This is a genomic window from Halarcobacter anaerophilus, assembly GCF_006459125.1.
In the GTDB taxonomy this organism is placed as follows: domain Bacteria; phylum Campylobacterota; class Campylobacteria; order Campylobacterales; family Arcobacteraceae; genus Halarcobacter; species Halarcobacter anaerophilus.
In genome coordinates this window covers 2,292,205-2,313,562 of the sequence record NZ_CP041070.1, presented here as the reverse complement: position 1 = coordinate 2,313,562, position 21,358 = coordinate 2,292,205, and the positions used below count along the sequence as shown (strand labels likewise).

General features: G+C 29.1%; 22 protein-coding genes. 11 read left to right on the top strand and 11 right to left on the bottom strand.

Annotated features, from left to right (window positions below):
* Positions 1-253: 253 nt before the first annotated feature.
* The 9 genes from AANAER_RS11540 to AANAER_RS11500 form a co-directional block, all read right to left on the bottom strand.
* On the bottom strand, positions 254-664 hold the full coding sequence (locus tag AANAER_RS11540; protein WP_044417656.1) for an ester cyclase: 411 nt from the start codon (positions 662-664) through the stop codon (positions 254-256).
* A gap of 15 nt (positions 665-679) precedes the next feature.
* Positions 680-1,585 (bottom strand): 30S ribosomal protein S6--L-glutamate ligase, encoded by a 906-nt coding sequence (gene rimK, locus AANAER_RS11535; RefSeq protein WP_129082286.1) that lies wholly within the window; start codon positions 1,583-1,585, stop codon positions 680-682.
* Positions 1,586-1,599: 14 nt separating this feature from the next.
* Positions 1,600-2,700 carry a peptidase M42 gene (locus AANAER_RS11530; RefSeq protein WP_129082285.1) on the bottom strand — a complete coding sequence of 367 codons (1,101 nt, stop codon included), beginning with the start codon at positions 2,698-2,700 and terminating at the stop codon, positions 1,600-1,602.
* A gap of 41 nt (positions 2,701-2,741) precedes the next feature.
* Positions 2,742-2,975, bottom strand: a complete 234-nt coding sequence (locus AANAER_RS11525; protein WP_129082284.1) for a hypothetical protein — start codon at positions 2,973-2,975, stop codon at positions 2,742-2,744.
* Positions 2,976-3,264: 289 nt separating this feature from the next.
* Positions 3,265-4,233, bottom strand: coding sequence for a hypothetical protein (locus AANAER_RS11520; protein ID WP_129082283.1), 969 nt, complete (start codon positions 4,231-4,233; stop codon positions 3,265-3,267).
* Entirely contained in the window at positions 4,230-4,901 is a 672-nt protein-coding gene (locus tag AANAER_RS11515) for an ABC transporter ATP-binding protein (RefSeq protein ID WP_129082282.1), read from the bottom strand. The genes AANAER_RS11520 and AANAER_RS11515 overlap by 4 nt, the downstream gene beginning before the upstream one ends.
* Positions 4,901-6,088, bottom strand: a complete 1,188-nt coding sequence (locus AANAER_RS11510; protein ID WP_129082281.1) for an ABC transporter permease — start codon at positions 6,086-6,088, stop codon at positions 4,901-4,903. The genes AANAER_RS11515 and AANAER_RS11510 overlap by 1 nt, the downstream gene beginning before the upstream one ends.
* On the bottom strand, positions 6,078-6,398 hold the full coding sequence (locus tag AANAER_RS11505; RefSeq protein ID WP_129082280.1) for a hypothetical protein: 321 nt from the start codon (positions 6,396-6,398) through the stop codon (positions 6,078-6,080). Before AANAER_RS11505 ends, AANAER_RS11510 begins: the two co-directional genes overlap by 11 nt.
* On the bottom strand, positions 6,391-7,521 hold the full coding sequence (locus tag AANAER_RS11500; RefSeq protein WP_129082279.1) for a nitrous oxide reductase accessory protein NosL: 1,131 nt from the start codon (positions 7,519-7,521) through the stop codon (positions 6,391-6,393). Before AANAER_RS11500 ends, AANAER_RS11505 begins: the two co-directional genes overlap by 8 nt.
* Positions 7,522-7,654: 133 nt before the next feature.
* Here AANAER_RS11500 and AANAER_RS11495 point away from each other — a divergent pair, with 133 nt between their 5' ends.
* Entirely contained in the window at positions 7,655-8,353 is a 699-nt protein-coding gene (locus AANAER_RS11495; RefSeq protein ID WP_129082278.1) for a nitrous oxide reductase accessory protein NosL, read from the top strand.
* Between the two features lie 19 nt (positions 8,354-8,372).
* Here AANAER_RS11495 and amt read toward each other — a convergent pair whose 3' ends face one another.
* Positions 8,373-10,187 (bottom strand): ammonium transporter, encoded by a 1,815-nt coding sequence (amt, locus tag AANAER_RS11490; protein ID WP_129082277.1) that lies wholly within the window; start codon positions 10,185-10,187, stop codon positions 8,373-8,375.
* Between the two features lie 155 nt (positions 10,188-10,342).
* Here amt and purH point away from each other — a divergent pair, with 155 nt between their 5' ends.
* The 5 genes from purH (at position 10,343) to AANAER_RS11470 (ending at position 13,546) form a co-directional block, all read left to right on the top strand.
* A complete protein-coding gene (gene purH / locus AANAER_RS11485) occupies positions 10,343-11,875 on the top strand; it encodes a bifunctional phosphoribosylaminoimidazolecarboxamide formyltransferase/IMP cyclohydrolase (protein ID WP_044417668.1) in 1,533 nt (510 codons plus the stop codon).
* 136 nt (positions 11,876-12,011) lie between these two features.
* Positions 12,012-12,245, top strand: coding sequence for an addiction module protein (locus tag AANAER_RS11480; RefSeq protein WP_044417670.1), 234 nt, complete (start codon positions 12,012-12,014; stop codon positions 12,243-12,245).
* Complete coding sequence (locus AANAER_RS15015) at positions 12,246-12,419, top strand: hypothetical protein (protein WP_164969350.1); 174 nt, start codon at positions 12,246-12,248, stop codon at positions 12,417-12,419.
* Positions 12,420-12,554: 135 nt separating this feature from the next.
* The gene (locus tag AANAER_RS11475) at positions 12,555-13,076 is read left to right on the top strand and encodes a J domain-containing protein (RefSeq protein ID WP_044417672.1); all 522 of its coding nucleotides are present in this window, start codon (positions 12,555-12,557) and stop codon (positions 13,074-13,076) included.
* Between the two features lie 53 nt (positions 13,077-13,129).
* Positions 13,130-13,546 (top strand): methylglyoxal synthase, encoded by a 417-nt coding sequence (locus AANAER_RS11470; RefSeq protein ID WP_044417674.1) that lies wholly within the window; start codon positions 13,130-13,132, stop codon positions 13,544-13,546.
* A gap of 1 nt (position 13,547) precedes the next feature.
* Here the strand turns inward: AANAER_RS11470 and AANAER_RS11465 are convergent, their stop codons facing one another.
* Complete coding sequence (locus tag AANAER_RS11465; RefSeq protein WP_044417676.1) at positions 13,548-13,766, bottom strand: hypothetical protein; 219 nt, start codon at positions 13,764-13,766, stop codon at positions 13,548-13,550.
* A gap of 193 nt (positions 13,767-13,959) precedes the next feature.
* On the opposite strand from AANAER_RS11465, the gene AANAER_RS11460 reads away from it, so the two are divergent.
* The 5 genes from AANAER_RS11460 to AANAER_RS11440 all read left to right on the top strand — a co-directional run bounded on the left by AANAER_RS11460 (position 13,960) and on the right by AANAER_RS11440 (position 21,353).
* Positions 13,960-15,045 carry an AAA family ATPase gene (locus AANAER_RS11460; RefSeq protein ID WP_044417677.1) on the top strand — a complete coding sequence of 362 codons (1,086 nt, stop codon included), beginning with the start codon at positions 13,960-13,962 and terminating at the stop codon, positions 15,043-15,045.
* Between the two features lie 144 nt (positions 15,046-15,189).
* Positions 15,190-16,497, top strand: a complete 1,308-nt coding sequence (locus AANAER_RS11455; protein WP_206732546.1) for a cytidylate kinase family protein — start codon at positions 15,190-15,192, stop codon at positions 16,495-16,497.
* 203 nt (positions 16,498-16,700) lie between these two features.
* Positions 16,701-17,366 (top strand): hypothetical protein, encoded by a 666-nt coding sequence (locus AANAER_RS11450; protein ID WP_044417700.1) that lies wholly within the window; start codon positions 16,701-16,703, stop codon positions 17,364-17,366.
* Between the two features lie 65 nt (positions 17,367-17,431).
* Positions 17,432-18,697 (top strand): adenosylmethionine--8-amino-7-oxononanoate transaminase, encoded by a 1,266-nt coding sequence (gene bioA, locus AANAER_RS11445; RefSeq protein WP_129082276.1) that lies wholly within the window; start codon positions 17,432-17,434, stop codon positions 18,695-18,697.
* A gap of 61 nt (positions 18,698-18,758) precedes the next feature.
* Positions 18,759-21,353 carry an ABC transporter substrate-binding protein gene (locus AANAER_RS11440; protein WP_129082275.1) on the top strand — a complete coding sequence of 865 codons (2,595 nt, stop codon included), beginning with the start codon at positions 18,759-18,761 and terminating at the stop codon, positions 21,351-21,353.
* Positions 21,354-21,358 lie beyond the last annotated feature (5 nt).

Here is a 21,358-nt window from a genome sequence, read left to right as displayed (position 1 = left end):
AGAGTACAACATACTCCTGAAAACTTATAACAATGCACGGCCAAATGCTTTATCTGTTTTCAGGAACTCTCTTCTTATTTGTAATAAAATTATAAAACAAAATGAAAAAAATTAACCTAAAATAAAACTTAAAATTTATTCGAAGCTACAAAAAGCCTATTTTACGGGGCTACTTCAAATGAAAAAATAGATTATATTTAGATGCTCTTTTTCATTAATCTGCTTTTTTTGATTAGATTTTTATTGATTTTCCCTATTTTTGAGTGATTTGATCTTTTAAAGTTACTAAATCACCTAATACCCATACATCACAAATTTTGTCATCTTTAAATTTAAAAAAAGATGCACCGTTATATTTTATTCTTCTGTTTGTTGGTTCAATATCAAATAGTTTTCCTCTGTGTGTACCGTTGTATACGGCTCTTACGGCAACTACTCCATTTTCTTCAATAATAGTTTCAATTCCGTGATAAAGATTAGGGATACCGTTTAAGATATTATCCATATAATCTCTTACCTCTTTTTTACCTTTAGCTTCAATATTCAAAGAACCTCTAAAAGTAATTTCATCGTCAAAAACCACATCAATCATATCTCTGTTTTGTTTATTCCACAGCTCTTCATAATATCTTTTTACCAAATCTTTATAGTTGATTTTTTTCATCTTCTCTTCTTCTTCCTATAAGTTGTTTTTACTCTTTTTATTTTGTTTACTTGCTTCTTTTTCTATATATTTTACTATTAACGTTGCAATATCTTTTTTTGATATTGTTTCTATTCCTTCAAGTCCCGGTGAGGAATTAACTTCCAAAACAGCCGGACCCTTATTTGAACGTAAAATATCTACTCCCGCTACATTTAACCCTAGTACTTTAGCTGAAGCAATCGCAATTTTCTCCTCTTCAGGAGTAATTTTTATGAAAGAAGCAGTTCCCCCTCTATGTAAATTGGATCTAAACTCTCCCTCTTTTGCTTGTCTTTTTATAGAGGCTACGACTTTATTATCTATTACAAAGCATCGGATATCTGCACCGTTTGACTCTTTTACATACTCTTGAACCAGGATATTGGCTTTTAATTCCATAAAGGCATGAAGAACACTTTGTGCTGCTTTACTTGTCTCAGCTAGAACTACTCCTAAACCTTGAGTTCCTTCTAAAAGTTTAATTACTAAAGGTGCTCCGCCTACCATTTTTATCAAATCTTCGATATCATCGGGTGAGCTTGCAAAACCGGTTATCGGTAAGTTTACATTATGTCCTGCAAGTATTTGCATTGATCTTAATTTATCTCTTGATCTTGTAATTGCAATTGATTTGTTTAGAGTATAAACATTCATCATCTCAAATTGTCTAACTACACTTGTGCCGTAGAATGTAATATCAGAACCAATTCTTGGTATTATAGCATCAAATTCATTTAATATTCGCCCTTTATAGTGTATTTTGGGTTTATTTGCCGTTATATTCATATAACATGAAAGCGTATCTATAACTTCCACTTCATGTCCTCTTTGAATGCAAGCTTCTACTAATCTTTTAGTAGAATAAAGATTTGCATTTCTTGATAAAATTCCTATTTTCATTTCTTCCTCAATTTTTATGTATATAGAGTTTTTAATATATACAGTATAGATTTAACTGCTTTTATCGATGTGGTCTCTTCCACCGTGTGATAACCTGTCGTAGGTATTTGAAGAGTCGTACCTTGAACACTGTTTTTTGACTCTTTTATTATTCTTCCAAGTTCCGTGCTGCCAAGAGATAAAAGAGGTTTGTTGTTTTCATTTAATATTCTGTTTTTCTCTTGGATATAAGCATCCTTACAAGAAAAATTTATATTGTTTTTATGACAAAAGTTTTTAAGCGTTTTTAACAAAGGAGATTTAAATCTTGCATTTGCATCTCTGTTTCTTAAAACAATATCTTGTAGTTGAGCTTCATCTCTTGAGTTATACGGACTTGTATCCAAAACCAAAAGTTCAGAAGTAGTAATACTGTTTTTCTTAAACCAGTCAAGAATAAATCTCCAGCTTCTTCCTGCTTCTTCTTGAGCAGTAAAAAAAGCAGTTCCTTTAAAGCCGTGCTGATAAAGGTAAATAATTATTGCAGTAGATAAGACATTATCTAATTGTGCCGAAATCAGATCTTCGCTGATTTTTAATTTATCCACAAAAGCAATAGGAGTACCCGGTAGAAGATGCTCTAAACCGTCAATTTTAAACATTAAGTTATTTATCTCTTTGCACATATAAACATCATCAATTTTACCGATTCCAAGATAACTTCCCGACCAAGGCTCATAGGCTTGCACATATTGATTTAAAAATCTTGAAGAGATAAGATTATAAGTCTGTTCTGATACTGAATTTCCTTTTAAATCGATTCTGTTTTTAGTCTGGAAAGCTGCAAATTGAAATTCGTTTGGTCCTGTGCAAACTAAACCGTGTCTGTCTATATGGGCACTTAGCAATCCTTTATTGGGCTCTTTGCCTTTTGCAACTAATAATCCGTCATAATAGCAGGTATCTATTCCTAACTCATCAAGTTCTCTTTTTAAATATAAGAAAAAAGAGTGCTCGTACCCGATAACAGAAGGTACTCTGATAAGTTGTTTTAAGGTATCCAAAAAATCCGTAAAATTTTCAACATTATCAATAAGTTCGCTTGATTTTTTTACAGAGAGTTTCTTAAATTTCATTTTTTGCCCTAATAAATTAAAATGTAGAATAAGGTTTAGTTTTATTCTACAGGTGTTTGAGCCTCTTCTTCAACTTTTGAATTGCAGTTATAGAGTTTTTCATCACAAGCTGCTGTACATTCATCAATATTTGAGTTACTCTCTTCACAAAGTGTTATACATTCATCATATGCTTTTTCACAAGCTGCATATTTATCCTCTATAGTTTGTTCAAAATCCTCTGCTTGTATTAAAGAAGAGAGAATAAATAGAGAAAAGATTATTTTTTTTAACATATATACTCCTAAAAAAGTATGTTTAAAAGTACTGTTGTACAACATTATAGAAAACATTTTAATGCACGGCCAAATGCTTATTTTGGTTTTCTTCCAAATACTTTGAACTATTCCTTATTCTACTTCGGAATTATAAATCAAAAAAAAAGAAAAAATCTAAAATAAAACTTAAGTGCTTTTAGTTATTAAAAAAAGTGCCGATTTTAGGATATAAAATTAAGAAAAAAAATTAATTTTTTGTATCTTTAGTTTTCCAAAAGGGGCATTTTTTTATAAATTTTTTTAATTTTTATAAAAAAACACCGTTTTTGAAGTAGTAAACTATCGGATATGCACTAACAATTATTAAATAGATAGTAAGAGAGATAATTGAGTATTTATAATATTTTTTTGTTTCACTTTCAATTTTTAAAATAAGATCTTTTATTCCTATAATAAATCCAAAAAAAGTACCTAAAAAAAGAAAAATATAAAGGGCATATCCAATATAGTGATACTCTTTTTGAAGCATACAGAAAGGACAGTGATGGGTAGGAAGTTCATAAATATATGTTCCAAAAAAGAGAATCAGACTGATTATTGCTAGAACTAGAAAAAGAAGATTAAAAATTATATATAGATAATCGTTTTTTAAAAAATAGAAAAGAACTAAAAAAAGATAACTAATATAAAAACCTGCAAGTATATAATTACTGTTATCAAAAAAGATTGAAGATAGATATGAACCTTCACTATTAGAGTATAAAGTTCCGCAACAGCTCACAAGTTTATCTACATTTATTGAGGCGAACATAGTTATTTCTAAAATAATTTCAAATAGAAGTAAAAAATATATAAAAAGATAAAAGCCGAATTTTAGTTTTGTATATTTTAGATTTACGGTTTTCATATCAAAGTTATGAATTACAAGCCAAAAACCAAAAAAGTAGATATTTATAAGTTTAAATAAAAGAAGATATATACCGTAACTAGTGGCATCTACAACTCCTGCTGCACACATGGCTCCTGTAAGTACATTTGAAATTTTATCTAAAGTAAAAATAAAAAATATAAAAAGAAGAATTTTTACAAAAAGTATATATTTTATAATAGTTGCCGTTAAAAAACTTTGGCTTTCCAAAGTGTACTGTTTTTTGTTTGTAGAGTTTATATCCCAGTTAAAAAATATTTTAAGACTTAAAAGAAAACTTACCGTTCCAAAAAGCAAAAATATAGAGTTTAAGATGATTATAGTTAAAACCTCAGGAGATAAAATCATTTTATAATCTCTCCGTTTGCTAATTCAATTATTCTATCAACAAAATCAAGTTCAAAAAAGAGTGGATCATGGGTTGCCACGATTATTGTTTTATCACTGCTTTTAAGCTCTTTTAAAATAGTTATAAAATGTTCAGACAGCTCTTTATCCAGGTTTGCCGTAGGTTCATCTGCTATTATGATTTTAGGGTTGTTAATTTGGCTTCTTGCTATTGCAACTCTTTGCTGCTCTCCACCTGAAAGGTTTTTTACCATTGCATCGCTTTTATGTTCGATTTTAAATTTTTTCATAACACTGTGCAATAGTTTTGAAGCCTCTTCTTCACAAAGATTTTTAGGAATTAAAGGAAGTAAAATATTCTCTTTTACACTTAAAGTAGGGATTAAATTATATTTTTGAAAAATAAAACCTATCTCCTCTCTTCTATACATAGAGGCAAAATTATCGGGAAGTTTTGATACTCTTTTGTTATTTACTATTACTTCTCCTTTTGTAGGTTTACTCAAAGATGCGATTAAAGAGAGAATAGTACTTTTACCGCTTCCGCTTGCTCCTTTTAGTACAATAAGTTCTCCCTCTTTTATACTTAGGTTTATATTATTGACTGCTCTTACAGTGTTGTTTTTATTTACTTCAAAATCTTTTGTAATATTTTTTAACTCTATCATTATCTTATCACCTTATCGGTTTCAATTGTTGCACTTCTCCAAGATGGAACTATAGTTGCAGCTATATAGATTGGAACACTTAGGAAAAAGACTAAAAACAGTGTATTAAAATCCAAAACAAAAGGCAGTTCAAATGAGGTCTTAAGTTGAGAATAACCTGTAAAAATCTCTCTTAATAAAGGTGCATTGAAAATATATACAAAAGTAAAGGCTATAAGTATTCCCAAAATATAAGAGATAAAAGAGATAATAAAACTTTCATAAAACTTCTCTTTTAACACATCTTCAACTTTCCATCCAATAGCTTTTAAAATACCTATCTCTTTTTTCTCTTCTGAGCTAAGTCCGCTTGCTTTGTCGTAAATTATTATAAAAAAAGTAAAAATAGAGACAATAAAAAGTGCTAAAAACACTCCCCCTTTATAGTCAAAAATATTTTGATAACTAATCTCCAACTCTTTATTTGTAATAACTCTTGTATCAGGATATAGAAGTTTTATTTTAGAAGCTACAGTGAATATCTCTTCTGGATTTGCAACTTTTACTACGATATCTGTTGCTTTATTCTCTTCCATACCGAAAATTTCCATTGCAAGCTCTTTTGGAAGAAGAATAGTATCATTTGATTCAAGTTCCAAATTATCTTGAAAAACACCTGCAATATTTACTTTTTTGAATGTTCCGTCAGGTTTTATAAAGTTAAAATACTCTTTGTAGTAGTTCTCGTCAAGCACTTTTTTAACCCCGGTTCCTATTATCATCGAACTACTCTCTTGGGCTTTTGAAAAATCAAACTCTTTAACTACTTTGTTTAAAGACTCTTTATACTGATTTTCAAACTCATCAATACCAATAACCGAGAAATTTACTCCTGCATTTTCAAAATAGTAGTATCCCCAAACTCTTGCAACAGCATCTTGAACACCTGCAATATTTAAAATCTCATCAACAGCACTTGTATCAATATCATAATGTCTTCCGGCTTTTAGTTTTTGAACGGTAATTTGGGGAAGAGATTTAAGGGTGCTGTTTAGTTCATATTTTATAGAGTTTGATATAAAAAATATAGAACAAAGAAGTGCGGTTAGAAAAGTAAAAACAATAAGTATAAAGATATTTTTAAACTTTTGTCTTAAGAGGGAGTTTATGGCGTACTCAATTAGGTATATATTTATTTTATTTCTCATTTAGAATCTTTGAAGGTGTATTATTTAAAATATGTGAATGGGAGTATACAAAAGTTGTAGGGAAATACTCCTTTAACTGTGGATCTTCTTTGAATATTGCAAAGGTATCGCTTAAACTTCTATGTCTTATAAACATGGCTTCCGTTGATATTGCCAAATCGGGAAGCTCTAAAGCACTGACAAGTATATTCTTATCTTCTATATCTTTTAAACTTAAGCTTTTACTTTTGTATAAATATAAAACTTCAATTACTGTTATTGCTATCATAAAAAAGAGTGCAAAAAACATATATCTGCTTTTTTTATTCATCAAGTTTATATATATCCTCTTCTTTTAACTTACTAAATTCAATAATTACTTTACCGCTGTGGTCGGCTTTGAACGTTTTTGCATCACTTAAATTTTTAAAAGGAATCAGTTCGTGTCCCATTGGTCCGTAAACATCCGAACCTATTACATAATATGCTTTTTTTCCGTCTATTGCTTCTTGTGAGTAGTAATCGGTAACTTTAACCTCTTTGATATTTGATTTATTTATTAGATGAGAGTCCGCATTTATCCATCTTTTTGGATCAAAATAGAATTTCATCAAATCTTTTACTCCGTCAAAAGAGAATTTATGTTCGTGATTGCCGTGAGAGTAGATAATCTGTGCTGCCCATCTTGGATATTTTGCCACAAACATTCCGCAAACGGGACATTTTTCATGCTCTTCAACAACAACTCTGTTTTTAACTTCTCCTAAATCACCGAATCTTTTTACATCCCAAAGATATAAAGCAACTGTTTGAAGTTGGGACTCTTTTAATTTTTTACATAAATTGTTTTTTTGTATATCTGCTTTTAATTCATTTATCTCAAGATAATCTGTAGGGTCTATATCTTTACTGCATCTTTTCTCAAAGATTTTTTTCCCTTTAGGATATATTTTCTTTTTATTTACTGTTTTTAATTTTTTGAAATCATCTTTTAGACTCTTTTTTGCAAGATCAAAGGCTTCATCAAAACTCATTAGTTTTCCACCGTTTTGTTTAATGAATTTTTTCGCATCTTCTTCTTTTTCAAAGGCTAGTTTACTAGTTTTTGAAATTTTTGCTTTTATTTTACTTCCTACTACAAAAAAAGCTTTTTTTGCATTAACTCTTTTTAAAGAGTTATAATCTACTGCTTCTATATTATCTAAATCAATACCGTACTCTTCATTATCCTTTGCAAGACAAGTCAATGAGGCATATTGTCTTTTTCTTCCATTGTTAAGGGTTGAACTAAGAGAAGTTTTATAGTTTTCTTTTAAACTAAGTCCTGATATTGGACACCAATATTTTTCATCACCTTTTTGAAGATACTCTATCTTATTTAAACTACTTCCTAAAAGAGTTGTTGAAAAGATAAATGAAGTAAAAAATAGTAGAGTAAAAAATGTTTTTTTCATTAAATTCCTTTGTTTAAATAAGAAAATATGGTATCCAATTTTTGTTAAGTTTTAGTTAATCATAAGTTAGCAAATTAACATTAATTTAACTATTTGGTTATATTATATTAGAAATTAATATAAGGGAAGAAGAATGAAAAAAATTTTAGTTATGTTATTTAGTTTATTTGCATTAATTACAATGTTAAATGCTGAGAATACACAACAAAATAAACCAAAAATGGCATATCAAGCAGTGCCTGCTCAAAAAGCAACAATAGTTCAAAAAGGTGATGAAAAAAATTACTGTCCTATTTGCGGAATGACTCTGCCGATGTTTTATAAAACAAATCATGCTGCAAAAGCCCAAGGAGAAGAAAAACAGTATTGCTCTATTCACTGTATGGTTGAAGACAAAGAACTAAACGGTACAAAACTAACAGATATGAGAGTTGTAGATAACAAATCATTAAAACTAATTTCTGTAAAAGAGGCTTTTTACGTAGTTGGAAGTTCTAAACCCGGAACTATGACAATGACAAGTAAATATGCTTTTAAAAATCTTGATGATGCTAAAGCTTTTCAAAAAGAAAACGGCGGAGAGATTAAAAACTTTGATGAAGTTTATGCCCAAGTTGCAAAAGGTTTAGAAAAAGAGAAAAAAATGGTAGCTCAAAAACAAGCTAAAATGCAAAAAATGGGTGAAAAAATCTATGAAAAAATGTGCAAAAAAACTGATATGAAGTTTACTTCAACAGCACAGGCAAAAGCATATATTACTAAAAATAAACTTTGTGGTAATATGAAAGGTAAAAAACTTCAAGCCGTAGGAATCTACCTATCAAGAAGATAAAAGAGGTTTAAAACCTCTTTTAAAAGACATGCACTCTGTTTCTTCCTGAGTTCTTTGCATCATAAAGGGCTTTATCCGCATTTTTAAAAATATCGTTAAAAGATTGTTTTTGTAATTTAAAATTACTGACTCCTATTGATACGGTTACTCTTTTTACTTTTGAAAAACCGTAATTTTCAACTTCTATTCTTAATTTTTCACAAATAGATTGAGCAATTGTTAAATCACGGGTTTTAAGAATTAAAACGAACTCTTCTCCTCCCCATCTTGCAAAAAGATCATCTGAACGGATTTTGCCAGAAATCAAGTTTGAAAGTTCTTTTAAAACTATATCTCCTATATCGTGTCCGTAAGTATCATTTATAGTTTTAAATTTATCAATATCAATAATAGCAAGAGAGTATCTTTTATTTGAGAATTTTTTATTTAATTCTTCAAAAAGACCTCCTCTGTTTAAAGCTTTTGTTAAAGTATCAAAATAGGCTTTTTGATGAAGAGTTTTATTGCTTTTACTCAATTTTGTATTTTGAGCACGCAAATTATCTAAAAGTATATTGAAAAATCTTGCGACAACACCCACTTCGGTATCTCTTTCTTCATAAACTTTTTTTTGCACATTTCCTGTTTTCATAATACCTATAATACTCTCAATAGTTTCAACCCAAGGTAATCTTGCATTGTGTTCGCTTCTGTTAAGTCCTAAAACTTCATATCTTTTTTTAACCCTTAAAAGATTTAATTTATAAAGAATCAAAAAAAGAATAAGTCCGGATAAAAAGGCAAAACCGAAGGCACAAAGTGTCCCAAGTATTTGAATAGATAAAAAATCCATTCTTGTCATTCCTTCAAGAGGTTTGGCGAAAATCCCAACTGCTATAGTTCCCCAGGTTCCTGCAAAGCCGTGAACGCTTATTGCGCTTAAGGGGTCATCTATTTTCATCTTTTTTGCTAAAAACTGGTCAGATAAAAACATAACTATAGTTGAAACAAAACCTACAAAAGCCGATTGATACAGGGTCAAAGAGTTGCAGCCTGCCGTTATTCCCACAAGTCCTGCTATTATTCCGAAGCTTAGAAGTTCAACTTCTAAACGTCTTTTAAATAACAAAGAGATAAACCAAGCACTGGCTCCTCCCATAACAGCGGCAATTAAAGTATTCATCAGTATTGAAGTTACTTGAATATCAAAGCGTAAAAGACTTCCTGCATTAAATCCGAACCAAGCAAAAAAGAGCATAAATACTCCAAAAACTATAAAGTTGTGATTGCTTGGTGCAAAATATTTTACTTCACCGTTTTTAAATTTTCCCAGTCTTGGTCCTAAAATAATCGTCCCTGCTAATCCAATCCAGGCTCCTATTGAGTGAACAACAGTCGAACCTGCAAAATCCACAAATCCCAGTTGATTTAACCAACCGTTTTCATTCCATGCCCAGTGACCGAAAATAGGGTAGATCAGAGCTGTTACTATTATTGCTACTACGACATAACCGTTAAATTTTATTCTTTCTGCAACGGCTCCTGAAATAATAGTAATAGAAGTTGCAGCAAACATAGACTGAAAAAGAAAAATAGCATTTTCTTCTAAATCTGAACCGTCAATTAAAAAACTGTCTACGCCGAAAAGACCGAATTTGTCACTTCCAAACATTAATCCAAAACCGATTAACCAGAAAAACAGAATACAAAAAACAGTATCTATAAGATTTTTCATAGCTACATTGATTGTATTTTTAGTTCTTACAGTGCCTGTTTCAATTAAAGAAAAGCCAAACTGCATAAGAAATACCAAAAAAGAACTTATTAATATCCAAAGAAGATTTATGTCACTCATATTTAGTTCCAAAAGTAGTTTGTATATAATAGCATAGTAATAAAGTTTGCAATTATAAATTTTTATATATAAAATAGACAATTTTTGAAGCAAGAGAATACTAATCAACTTTTTAGTATAATCCCAAAAAATTTAAAGAAATTAGAGGAATAGTTTTGAGAGCTTTAATCAGTGTTAGTGACAAAAGTGGTGTAGAAAACTTTGCAAAAGAGTTGGTTGCACTTGGGTATGAGATTATCTCAACAGGCGGTACTTATAAAAAACTTCAAGAAGCAGGAATTGCAGTAATTGAGGCAAATGAAGTTACTAAATTTCCGGAATGTTTTGAAGGAAGAGTAAAAACATTAAATCCATATATTCACGGTGGTATTTTACACAGACGAGACAAACAATCTCATCTTGACCAAGCAAAAGAGTTAGGAGTTGAAGGGATCGATTTAGTATGTGTAAATCTATATCCTTTTAAAGCAACTATTGAAAAAACAGATGATTTTGAAGAGATTATCGAAAATATTGATATAGGCGGTCCTGCTATGGTTAGAAGTGCTGCTAAAAACTTCGCATCTGTAATTATAGTAACTGATACGGCAGATTATGATTTAGTTATAAATAATCTTAAAAACAATACAAATACAGAAGAGTTTAGAAGAGATTTGATGATAAAAGCTTATGAGCATACAGCAGCTTATGATTCAATGATTGCAAACTATATGAACAAAAGATTCAACAATTCAATGGGTGCAAAACAGTTTATAGTAGGAACTAAAGTATTCGATACAAGATACGGAGAAAACCCACACCAAAAAGGTGCTTTATACGAATTTGAAAACCAATTCAGCGATAAATTTATTGTAGTAAAAGGTGAGCCGTCATTTAATAATATGGGTGATATCAGCGGAGCTGCTAAAATTGCCGCAAGTTTCGGTGAGGATAATGCAGTTTGTATTGTAAAACACGGAAATCCATGTGGCTTTGCCATAAAAGATACACTCTTAGAATCTTACACAGAAGCTTTAAAATGTGACCCAATCTCTGCTTTTGGTGGAGTTGTTGCAGTAAACGGTATAGTTGAAAAAGATTTAGCAGTAAAAATGAATGAAATCTTTTTAGAAGTAGTATTTGCAGCAGACTTTACAGAAGAAGCAGTAGAAGAGTTAAGCAGAAAAAAAAGAATCAAACTATTTAAACAAGGTACAAAAAAACTTGAACTATCAAAAGATCCATACAACTTTAAAATGATTGACGGTGGATTTGTTTATCAAGACAGTGATAGAGTTGGAGATGATGAGGTTAAAAATGCTGAACTTAAAACAAAAAGAGTAGCAACTGCACAAGAGATAAAAGATATGGAAATAGCTGTAAAAGTAGCAGCAGGAACAAAATCAAACTGTGTAGTATATATTAAAAACTCTGCAATGGTAGCAGTTGGAATGGGTATGACTTCAAGAGTTGATGCAGCAAAAGCAGCACTTAGAAAAGCAGAAGATTTAGGACTAGACGTAACAGGTTCAGTACTTGCATCAGAAGCTTTTTTCCCATTTAGAGACTCTATTGATGAAGCAAATAAAGCAGGAGTAAAATGCGTGATCGAGCCAGGCGGAAGTATCAGAGATGATGAAGTAATCGCAGCAGCCGATGAATTTGGAATGGCTTTATACTTTACAGGAATTAGACACTTTTTACACTAAAAAATAAATTAAAGGGAGATTGATTTTCTACACAATCTTTCTTTATAAACTTTTTTCTATTTTGATTTTTTTTAGGATTTAATTGTTTCTTTAAAATATGATATAATCATTAAATACATAAAATACAGGAGTTTATATGACAGCATTATCACAAAAAGAGCTTTTTGATGAAATAGATACCCTCCCTATTGATATTAAAACTCAGATAGTAGATAAGATACTAAAAAGTATATCTCCAACAGATAAATCAATAGATGATTTGTGGATAAAAGAGGTTCGAAAAAGGAAAGAAGAGATTGACTCTGGAAATGTTACTTTGGTAGCAGGGGATGAAGTATTTAAAAAAATATCTCAAAGATTAAAATTTTAAATGACTTATTTATTTCATCCTAAGGCTTGGCAAATATTAGAGGGAGATATAAGAAGATGTTTGATAAATAGATTTCCTTTTGGAATCATATATTACAAAAAAGAAAATCAAATAATAATCTTAGCTGTGATGCAATTAAATAGAAAACCAGATTATTGGACAAGTAGAATATAATATAAAAAAGATAAGCTAATAAGAGTTTTAATAATGTAGACTTATTAGGAAAAATAACTTTCAAAAAAACAAAAATAATATATCAATCGCACACTTCTTGCATAGTTAAAATCAATACTATAAAAAGGGCTTACCATGCAGAAGTATAAGCAGTATCTAGAAGAAGATTTTATTATTTTCAATAGTGACCTTTGTGTTCGAGATTTTGTTACAATCGGTGAAATCAATTTTGAAACTAATACTGCATATTTAGATGAACCTTATGAGATGGTTGGTCCTTTTTGTTTAGATGAACTTTGTACTAAAGGAGAGATTAGTTTTGCTGCTTGTATTGTTATGAGTGAGCAAATATGGGAAGAAAAACAAGCTTTTTTACTTAGAAACTCTTTTGAAAAACAGCGAAAATCACAAAAACAATTTTATGAAGATATCCATAATCACAATAAAAGAAAAAGAGAAAATCAAATAAATTTAAATGAGCAAAGTCAAAGAGAATATCGAAAATTATTGTCTTTGCCAATAGAAGGAACTCTTAACGTATCTCAAATAAAAGCGGCTTTTAGAAAGGTTGTAAAAACAACACATCCTGATGTTGGAGGAAGTCATGAAATGTTTATAAAAATTACTGAAGCCAGAGATATTTTGCTTAAGAAATAGCAGCTCTTTTTTAGAATTAATTATGTTAAAATAAAAGAAACAAAAGGTTAAGAATGAATATTGCATTAGTGGCTCATGACAATTTAAAACATGATATTATTGAGTGGGCTTTGTTTAACAAAGGAACTCTGCAAAAACATGTGATATATGCTACAGGTACAACGGGAAGATTATTACAGGAAAAAGGTTTTGGAGTTCATTGTCTGAAATCAGGTCCTTTAGGCGGTGATCAACAAATCGGAGCTATGATAGCAGAAGGAAAACTTGATATTTTGTTTTTCTTTGTAGATCCTATGGCTCAACAGCCTCATGAACCTGATATTACCGCTTTAAGACGAATATGTGATACTTATAGAATACCAATAGCTACAAATCGACAAACGGCAGATTTTATAATCTCTTCTCCTCTTTTTGAGGGGTATATTCATGAATTGCCTGATTGGTCAAAATACCAAAATAGAAAATTGTAAATTACTCTTCGATATTTAACAATGTTTTGATATTTGTAACTAAACCTTTACTTTTAAATTGTGGTAAAAGATTTACTAAAAAATCTTTTCCATGATATGAGATATGTTCGATTATTAACTCTTTTCTTGAATCAGAGTTTAAAATCAGCTCTTCTACTTCATTTACATTGTTTGATTTTATAGCATTTAAAAGTTGTGTAGATACAGGTATAAAAGACATTATTGCTCTCCAAAATAAATTTTGATGAAATAATGGCAAGTTTTTGCTTAAATTATATAAACTTTATTGTTACCTTTTTGTAATCAAAAAATATATTTAATTAGTATTTTAAATTAAATACTATTAGTATTGACTTTATAAAATATTTTAACTATACTATAAGTACTTAAAACTAAATACTAAAGGTAATATTATGATTTCACCTTTTCCTTATGACAAGATAAGTGATACAGAACATTTTTACGGAAGAGATAAAGAGATAAAAGAGATTGAAAAACTTGTAGGTTTTTCAAATAATATGCTTATACATTCAAAAAGAAGAATGGGAAAAAGTTCTCTTATAAACTATTTTCTTGAAATTCATAAGAAAGATTATCTTTGTATTTATGTAGATATTTTCGATATTACATCAAAAGAGGATTTTGCTTATTCTTTATTGAAAGCTTTATCAAATTCACAAAAGAGTGATTTAAAAAGTGCCCTAAAAATGTTTGCTTCTTTATTTAAAAGAGTTAGAGTAGAGCCTACTATTGATCCTGTAACTTTAAAATACTCTTTAAAACCGGTTGTTGTAACTCTTACTTTTGAGCAGATGATGGAAGATTTTTTTAACTCTCTTAATGAATTGTCAAAGAAAAATCAAATCATTTTGGCAATAGACGAGTTTCAGCAGGTAGCTACTATAAAAGACATAAAATTAGATGCATATTTAAGAACTTATATTCAAAACAGAAAAAATATCTCATATATATTTTTAGGCTCAAAAAGGCATCTTCTAAACTCTTTTTTTGAATATAAGGCTCCTCTTTATGAGCTTGCAAACCATTTTGAACTAAAAGCTTTAAAGATTGAAGATATATATGTTTATGCAAAAAAATATTTGCAAATTTCTAAAAAAAATATTGAATATATCTATGAAAAAGCAAAAGGTGAAACAAAACTTATTCAAAATATTTTGCATCTTCTTTATGTATATAAGATAGAAAAAATTTCAGAAGAGAAAACAGATGAAGTTATTGATGAGATTATAAACTCAAAAGATGGCAGTTTTAGGTTGCTTTACGATACATTAAACAATAATCAAAAAACAGCACTGAAAATCGTGGGACACTATAAAAGTGGTTTTTTTAATACTGAAATATTAAAGCAGTATAATATCAAAAAACAGACTTTGCAATCTTCTATTAATACACTTTTTAATAAAGAATTAATAGACAAAAACGAAGATAAATATTTTATTCCTGATAGAACTTTGGAACTTTGGGTAGAGAGATTATAAAAAGATAAATTTCTTCCTAATAGTTTGTAATAAGACTTAATATTATAATCTAACGAAAAGTGTAGTGTTGAAATTAGAAATTTATTAAAAACTTTCAATAGATATATACCCATACAGTTTAATTAGAAGAAAGAAGATAGTTTGATGTTACAAAAAGAGAAGATATTAAATACGAATATTGTAAAACGAGTGTCGGTTTTTGTTATAGGTTTATTTATTATGGCTTTAGGTGTATCTTTGTCTGTTAGAGCGCAATTGGGTGTTTCTCCTATTTCATGTATACCTTATGTATATAGTCTAAAATTACCTTTTACTTTAGGTGAAATTACAATTATTTTTAACTTTTTATTTATTCTTTTTCAGATGATAGTTTTGGGGAAAGAGTATAAATTTTCACAACTTATACAACTTCCCGTTGTTATAGTCTTTGGTTATTGTATTGATATTACGATGTATTTACTTGCAGATCTAAATCCCGCAAATTATCTTCAAAAGCTTATTTTATGTTTAGTCGGTTGTGTCGTTCTGGCATTTGGGATATTTGTACTTATAAAGACAAGGCTTACTTATTTGCCTCTTGACGGTTTAGTTATAGCCATTATTCATAGATTCAAAAAAGAGTTTGGAAAAGTAAAAATAACATTAGATACTTCAATGGTACTAATAGGAACTGCAAGCTCTTTTATTTTATTGGGTACTTTAGAAGGAGTTAGAGAAGGTAGTATAATAGCTGCTTTGAGTGTGGGTGCAATTATAAGATTTTTTAGTAATACTTTACCTGTTTTAGATAAATGGCTCGCTCCTTCAATAGTTGAAACTATTGAAGAAAAAGTGCAAATGCAAAGTACAAATAAATTTGTAATAACTATTTCAAGAGAGTACGGAAGTGGAGGGCATGAAATCGGAAAACTTATAGCAAAAGAGTTAAATATAGGATTTTATGATAAAGACCTTATTAAACTTACAGCACAAAACACGGGTTATACTTTAGACTATATTCAGGAAAATGAACAAAAACTTACAAACTCTTTATTATATGATTTATATGAACAAAACTACGCTTATGTAAATGATGAATTGCCGCCTAAAGATGTTTTATTTTTAGTACAAAGTAAAATTATAAGAGATATCTGTATGAAAGAGTCTTGTGTTATAGTCGGACGTTGTGCAAACTTTATATTAAAAGATCACCCAAATTGTATAAATATATTTGTTCATGCCAATGATGAATATAGAAAAAATAAAATAAATAATGAATATCATGTAACTCCTGCTGTAGGGAACAAAGAGTTAGAAGAATCAGATAAAGAGCGTGCAAACTATTGTATACATTTTACTAATAAAGAGTGGAGAGATGCTTCAAATTATCATCTTACACTTGACAGTTCACTATACGGTTCAAAACAAAGTGCCAAAAAAATCATAGAGCTTATAAGAGAGAACATTCAATAAAACTTTTACCTTTATAGATGAAGATTAGTAACTATTTATAAAAATTATCCATAAATAGAATAATTTTTATATTTCTATAAGAGTATAAAGATTATATTATGAAGAATAAGACTTCTTTGTAGAATAATAAATTTATTATTTATCTACTCTTATTAAAACTTACACACACATCACACACACAAAATTTTTTAAGGGGAAACAGAATGAAGAAAAACATTTCAAATAATGATGAAATAACATCAAAAATTAACAGAAATACAAAAACAATAATTTTAGATAATCTAAAATTTATACTTGGACTTATTTTTATAATTCTTTTAGTAAACGGAATTATTCGTATAGATGCGCACTATATAACTAACTTTAGCATAGTAAGCGGAGAGCAAACTCTAACTGAGATAACTCAACTTTTTTTAGTTTTAATAACTATATATTCATTTATTAAACTCTCTTTTGAAAAAAAAGAGTTAAAACAAGCAAGCGTTTTAATCGGATGCTTTTTTGTAGTAGTTTTTATAAGAGAGTTGGATTTTCTTTTTGATTTGGTTTACCACGGGTTTTGGGTTGTTCCTGCTTTGTTGGTCACTTTTTCTGCTTTATATTATGCTTTTAAAGATTGGAGAAAAGGTTTAAATCAGATGGCTGACATTCTTGAAATAAGAGCTATGAAAGTTGTAATCATAGGAACAATATTACTTCTTTTTTACTCTCGTTTGATAGGAATGGGTTCATTATGGAAAGATATTATGGCAGTAAATTATGTCTACAGAGTTAAAATTATAATAGAAGAAGGAACAGAGCTTTTATGCTATTTTCTAATTACTTTTGGAGCAATTTTAGTTAGAAAAGAGTTAAAAAAACAAAAATAATACTATAAGCGGTTAAATACCGCTTTTTAGTTATACTTTTATGATTTATTAATATAAGGATTTATATGAATTGGCAAGATATAGACAAAGAGTATGTCTGGCATCCATATAATTCACTTCCTTCAAAAACATCTATCTTAGCGGTAAAAAAAACAGATAAAACAAAAATTATATTAGAAGATGGATTCGAACTTGTTGACGGAATGAGTTCTTGGTGGAGTGCTATTCATGGATATAATAATGAAAAATTAAATAATGCTTTAAAAAAACAAATTGAGATTATGCCTCATATTATGTTTGGTGGATTAACCCATGAAAAAGCAGCAATACTATCTAAAAAATTGGTTGACTTAACAGGACTTCACAGCGTATTTTTATGTGATTCAGGTTCTGTTTCCGTTGAAGTTGCATTAAAAACTGCTATACAGTATCAAGAAGCATTAGGAAAAAAAAGATATAAGTTTATAGCTTTAGAACACGCCTATCACGGAGATACACTAGCAGCAATGAGTGTATGTGATCCTCAAAACTCAATGCACTCTATCTATGGCTCTTATTTACCTAAACATATTTTTACAAAAGCACCAAAAATGGGATTTGATGCAGATTGCAGTGAATCGATAAAAGATTTGGAAGAAAAAGTAAAACTTCATCATTCCAAGTGTGCTGGGATTATTATCGAACCTGTGGTTCAAGGTGCAGGAGGAATGAGAATCTATAATCCTTTATATGTAAAAAGAGTTAGAGAACTTTGCGATGAATACGATTTAATTATGATAGCAGATGAAATAGCAACGGGATTTGGTCATACAGGTAAGATGTTTGCTTGCGAGTGGGCAGGGGTTAAACCTGATATTATGACTGTAGGAAAAGGTTTGACAGGCGGTTATATGACGATGGCTGCAATGATTACTACCAAAAAAATAAGTGATACAATTTCTAATTCTTCTTTAGGCGCTTTAATGCATGGACCTACTTTTATGGGAAATCCACTTGCATGCAGTGTTGCTATTGAGAGTATAGATTTATTACTTGAATCACCTTGGCAGCAAAGAGTTCAAAATATTGAAAAAATATTTTCTCAAGAACTTGAAAAAGCAAAAGATTTGGAACTTGTAGAAGATATTAGAAATATAGGAGTAATAGGCGTAATTGAGTTAAAAGAGAGCTTTTATGCAGAAGAGATTCAGAACTATTGTGTTAATCACGGTGTCTGGATAAGACCTTTTGGAAAACTTATATACTCTATTGTATCTTATATCATAAGTGAAGAAGAGCTTAGAAAAGTTGTTAGAACAATGATTGAAGCCATAAAAAGTATTAAATACTGATAAATACAGCTTTTATGAATCTTTGGATAATATTGGGAAATATTATTTTTAGGTTTTTAATATGTATAAAATCAAGTATATTTTAACTATTTTTTTATTTTTAATTAGCTTCTTAAATGCTGAAGAGTTAAAGAAAGTAACTCTTCAACTCTCATGGTTCAATCAATTTCAATTTGCCGGTTATTATGTAGCAAAACAGAAAGGTTATTTCAAAGATTACGGTTTAGATGTTACTATTAAACCTTTTCATTTCGGCATAAATGCCGTTTTAGATGTAGACTCAAAAAAAGCAGATTTTTCTATAGCCAGGGAAACTTTGATTCTTGACAGGGTTGCAGGCAAAAAAGTTGTTGCTTTATATGCTCTTTTCCAAGATTCTCCTTTAGCTCTTCTATCTTTAAAAAAATCGGGTATAGACTCTATTGAAAAATTTAAAAACAAAAAAATAATGACAACAGTTGATGATGCAAGTGAAATCTCGATAAAAGCTATGCTTCAATCAAAAAATCTTGATTTTAAAACTTTGAACTTTATAAAACATACTCATAATATAAATGATCTAATCAACGGTAAAGTCGATATTATGTCGGCATATGTTTCAAAGTCCCCTTATAATCTAAAGAAAATGAATATCAAATATAATATTTTTTCTCCAAAAGATTACGGTTTTGATATGTATAGCGACTTCTTAATCACAAATGAAGATTTAGTAAAAAATAATCTGCAAACAGTATTGGCTTTTAAAGAGGCGGCATTAAAAGGCTGGAAATATGCTTTTTCAAATATTGATGAAACTTCCCGGTTGATTTTTGATAAATATAATGAACAAAATCTAAGTTTGGATGCTATTAAATATGAGGGAAAAGTTTTAAGGGATTTGGCATATCCTGCAAAAGAAAAATTAGGAGAGATAAAACTTGAGAAAATACAAAGAATATATGATTTATATAATGTATTAGGTTTAATTGACAAACAAATAGATGTAAAAAAACTTTTATTAAAAAACAGTTCTGAAATTTTTTTAAATAAAGAAGAGTATACATATTTAAATAACAATAAAAAAATCAATATGTGCGTAATCCCTAATATCAAACCTTATAGTTTTATTGGAAAAACAGGCGAATTTAAAGGTTTTGTCGCAGATTATATAAAACTTATCGAAAAAAGAACTTCTTTTAAATTTAATCTTGTAAGAACATCTTCTTTTAAAGAGAGCTTAGAGTATCTAAAAAGCGGGAAATGCGATATTCTCTCTTCGGCAGAAGATATAAAAACGAGAAGGGATTTTGCAAATTTTACTAAACCGTTTATTGATATCTCTTTGGTTCTTATTACAAAAGATAATAGGGGTTTTGTTGATGATATTACTGTTTTAAAAGATCAAAAAATAGGAATATATAAGTACTACTCTTTTAATAAAACTTTGAAAAACAAATATCCCAACCATAACTTTGTAGATGTAAACAGTATAGAAGAGAGTATTGAAAAAATCAAAAAAGGAGAACTCTTCGGTCATATAGATTTACTCTTAACTTCTTGGGATAAAATTCAGGAAAATGAGTTTGAAAAGTTAAAAATATCCGCAAAACTGAATCTCTCTGTTCCTCTTTCTATAGCTATAAAAAAAGATGATTTTATTTTGTATAAAATTTTAGAAAAAGCAGTAGATTCTATTTCAAAAGAGAAAAAAGATGAAATTCTTCAAAAGTGGCTTACTATTGAGTATAAAAAAGAGTTTGATAATGATTTAATCTGGAAAATACTTATTATCTTTTTGGTGATTATCTCTTTTATCATTTATAAACAGAGACTTCTTAGAAAGATGAATGATACTTTACAATTAATGGTAAAAGAGAAAACAAAAGAGTTACAAAAAATAAATGCAGACCTTGAAAAAAGGGTAAAAAAAGAGGTTGAAGAGAACTTAAAAAAAGATGCAGTTTTATCAAAACAGTCAAAATTTGCAGCAATGGGAGAGATGATTCAAAATATTGCCCATCAGTGGAGACAGCCTTTATCTATAATCTCAACAGGGGCAAGCGGACTAAAAGTAAAAAAAGAGATAGACGGAAAACTTGATGATAAAATGTTAGATGAAACTTTGGACAAAATAATTACGACTACTGCACATTTATCGAATACTATTGATGATTTTATGCACTATTTTAAACCCAATAAAAACAAAGAAGTCTTTAAATTAGATGATGTTATAGAAAAAACTTTGGGTATTTTTAATTGTAATGTTGATGATAAAGAGATAGAAGTTATTAAAAATGTCGATGATATTTCTATAAATAGTTTTCAAAATGAGTTTATTCAAATTTTAATAAATATAATAAATAATTCAAGAGATGCTTTTAAAGAAGCAAGCTTAGATAAAATGTATATTTTTATAGAAGCAAAAGTAAACAACGATGAAGTAACTATTGAGATAAAAGATAATGCAGGAGGAATCAAAAAAGAAATAATGGATAAAATTTTTGATCCTTATTTTACGACAAAACATCAATATCACGGTACTGGAATAGGGTTGTATATGTGCAAAGAGATTATTGATAAACATATAAAAGGTACCTTAGAGGCAAAAAACGTAAAATATACTTTTGAAAATAGAGCTTATAAAGGGGCATCTTTTATAATAAAATTAAAAGCATAATAATA

Bases quoted from the DNA above. Each gene is read 5' to 3' on its own strand.
- AANAER_RS11505 (WP_129082280.1), bottom strand. From the start codon at position 6,398: ATGAATAAAAAAAGCAGATATATGTTTTTTGCACTCTTTTTTATGATA.
- amt (WP_129082277.1), bottom strand. From the start codon at position 10,187: ATGAGTGACATAAATCTTCTTTGGATATTAATAAGTTCTTTTTTGGTA.
- AANAER_RS11475 (WP_044417672.1), top strand. From the start codon at position 12,555: ATGCAGAAGTATAAGCAGTATCTAGAAGAAGATTTTATTATTTTCAAT.
- AANAER_RS11465 (WP_044417676.1), bottom strand. From the start codon at position 13,766: ATGTCTTTTATACCTGTATCTACACAACTTTTAAATGCTATAAAATCA.
- AANAER_RS11500 (WP_129082279.1), bottom strand. From the start codon at position 7,521: ATGAAAAAAACATTTTTTACTCTACTATTTTTTACTTCATTTATCTTT.
- AANAER_RS11540 (WP_044417656.1), bottom strand. From the start codon at position 664: ATGAAAAAAATCAACTATAAAGATTTGGTAAAAAGATATTATGAAGAG.
- AANAER_RS15015 (WP_164969350.1), top strand. From the start codon at position 12,246: ATGACTTATTTATTTCATCCTAAGGCTTGGCAAATATTAGAGGGAGAT.
- AANAER_RS11520 (WP_129082283.1), bottom strand. From the start codon at position 4,233: ATGATTTTATCTCCTGAGGTTTTAACTATAATCATCTTAAACTCTATA.
- AANAER_RS11455 (WP_206732546.1), top strand. From the start codon at position 15,190: ATGTTACAAAAAGAGAAGATATTAAATACGAATATTGTAAAACGAGTG.
- rimK (WP_129082286.1), bottom strand. From the start codon at position 1,585: ATGAAAATAGGAATTTTATCAAGAAATGCAAATCTTTATTCTACTAAA.
- AANAER_RS11460 (WP_044417677.1), top strand. From the start codon at position 13,960: ATGATTTCACCTTTTCCTTATGACAAGATAAGTGATACAGAACATTTT.
- AANAER_RS11480 (WP_044417670.1), top strand. From the start codon at position 12,012: ATGACAGCATTATCACAAAAAGAGCTTTTTGATGAAATAGATACCCTC.
- AANAER_RS11515 (WP_129082282.1), bottom strand. From the start codon at position 4,901: ATGATAGAGTTAAAAAATATTACAAAAGATTTTGAAGTAAATAAAAAC.
- AANAER_RS11450 (WP_044417700.1), top strand. From the start codon at position 16,701: ATGAAGAAAAACATTTCAAATAATGATGAAATAACATCAAAAATTAAC.
- AANAER_RS11530 (WP_129082285.1), bottom strand. From the start codon at position 2,700: ATGAAATTTAAGAAACTCTCTGTAAAAAAATCAAGCGAACTTATTGAT.
- AANAER_RS11440 (WP_129082275.1), top strand. From the start codon at position 18,759: ATGTATAAAATCAAGTATATTTTAACTATTTTTTTATTTTTAATTAGC.
- AANAER_RS11510 (WP_129082281.1), bottom strand. From the start codon at position 6,088: ATGAGAAATAAAATAAATATATACCTAATTGAGTACGCCATAAACTCC.
- AANAER_RS11470 (WP_044417674.1), top strand. From the start codon at position 13,130: ATGAATATTGCATTAGTGGCTCATGACAATTTAAAACATGATATTATT.
- bioA (WP_129082276.1), top strand. From the start codon at position 17,432: ATGAATTGGCAAGATATAGACAAAGAGTATGTCTGGCATCCATATAAT.
- AANAER_RS11525 (WP_129082284.1), bottom strand. From the start codon at position 2,975: ATGTTAAAAAAAATAATCTTTTCTCTATTTATTCTCTCTTCTTTAATA.
- AANAER_RS11495 (WP_129082278.1), top strand. From the start codon at position 7,655: ATGAAAAAAATTTTAGTTATGTTATTTAGTTTATTTGCATTAATTACA.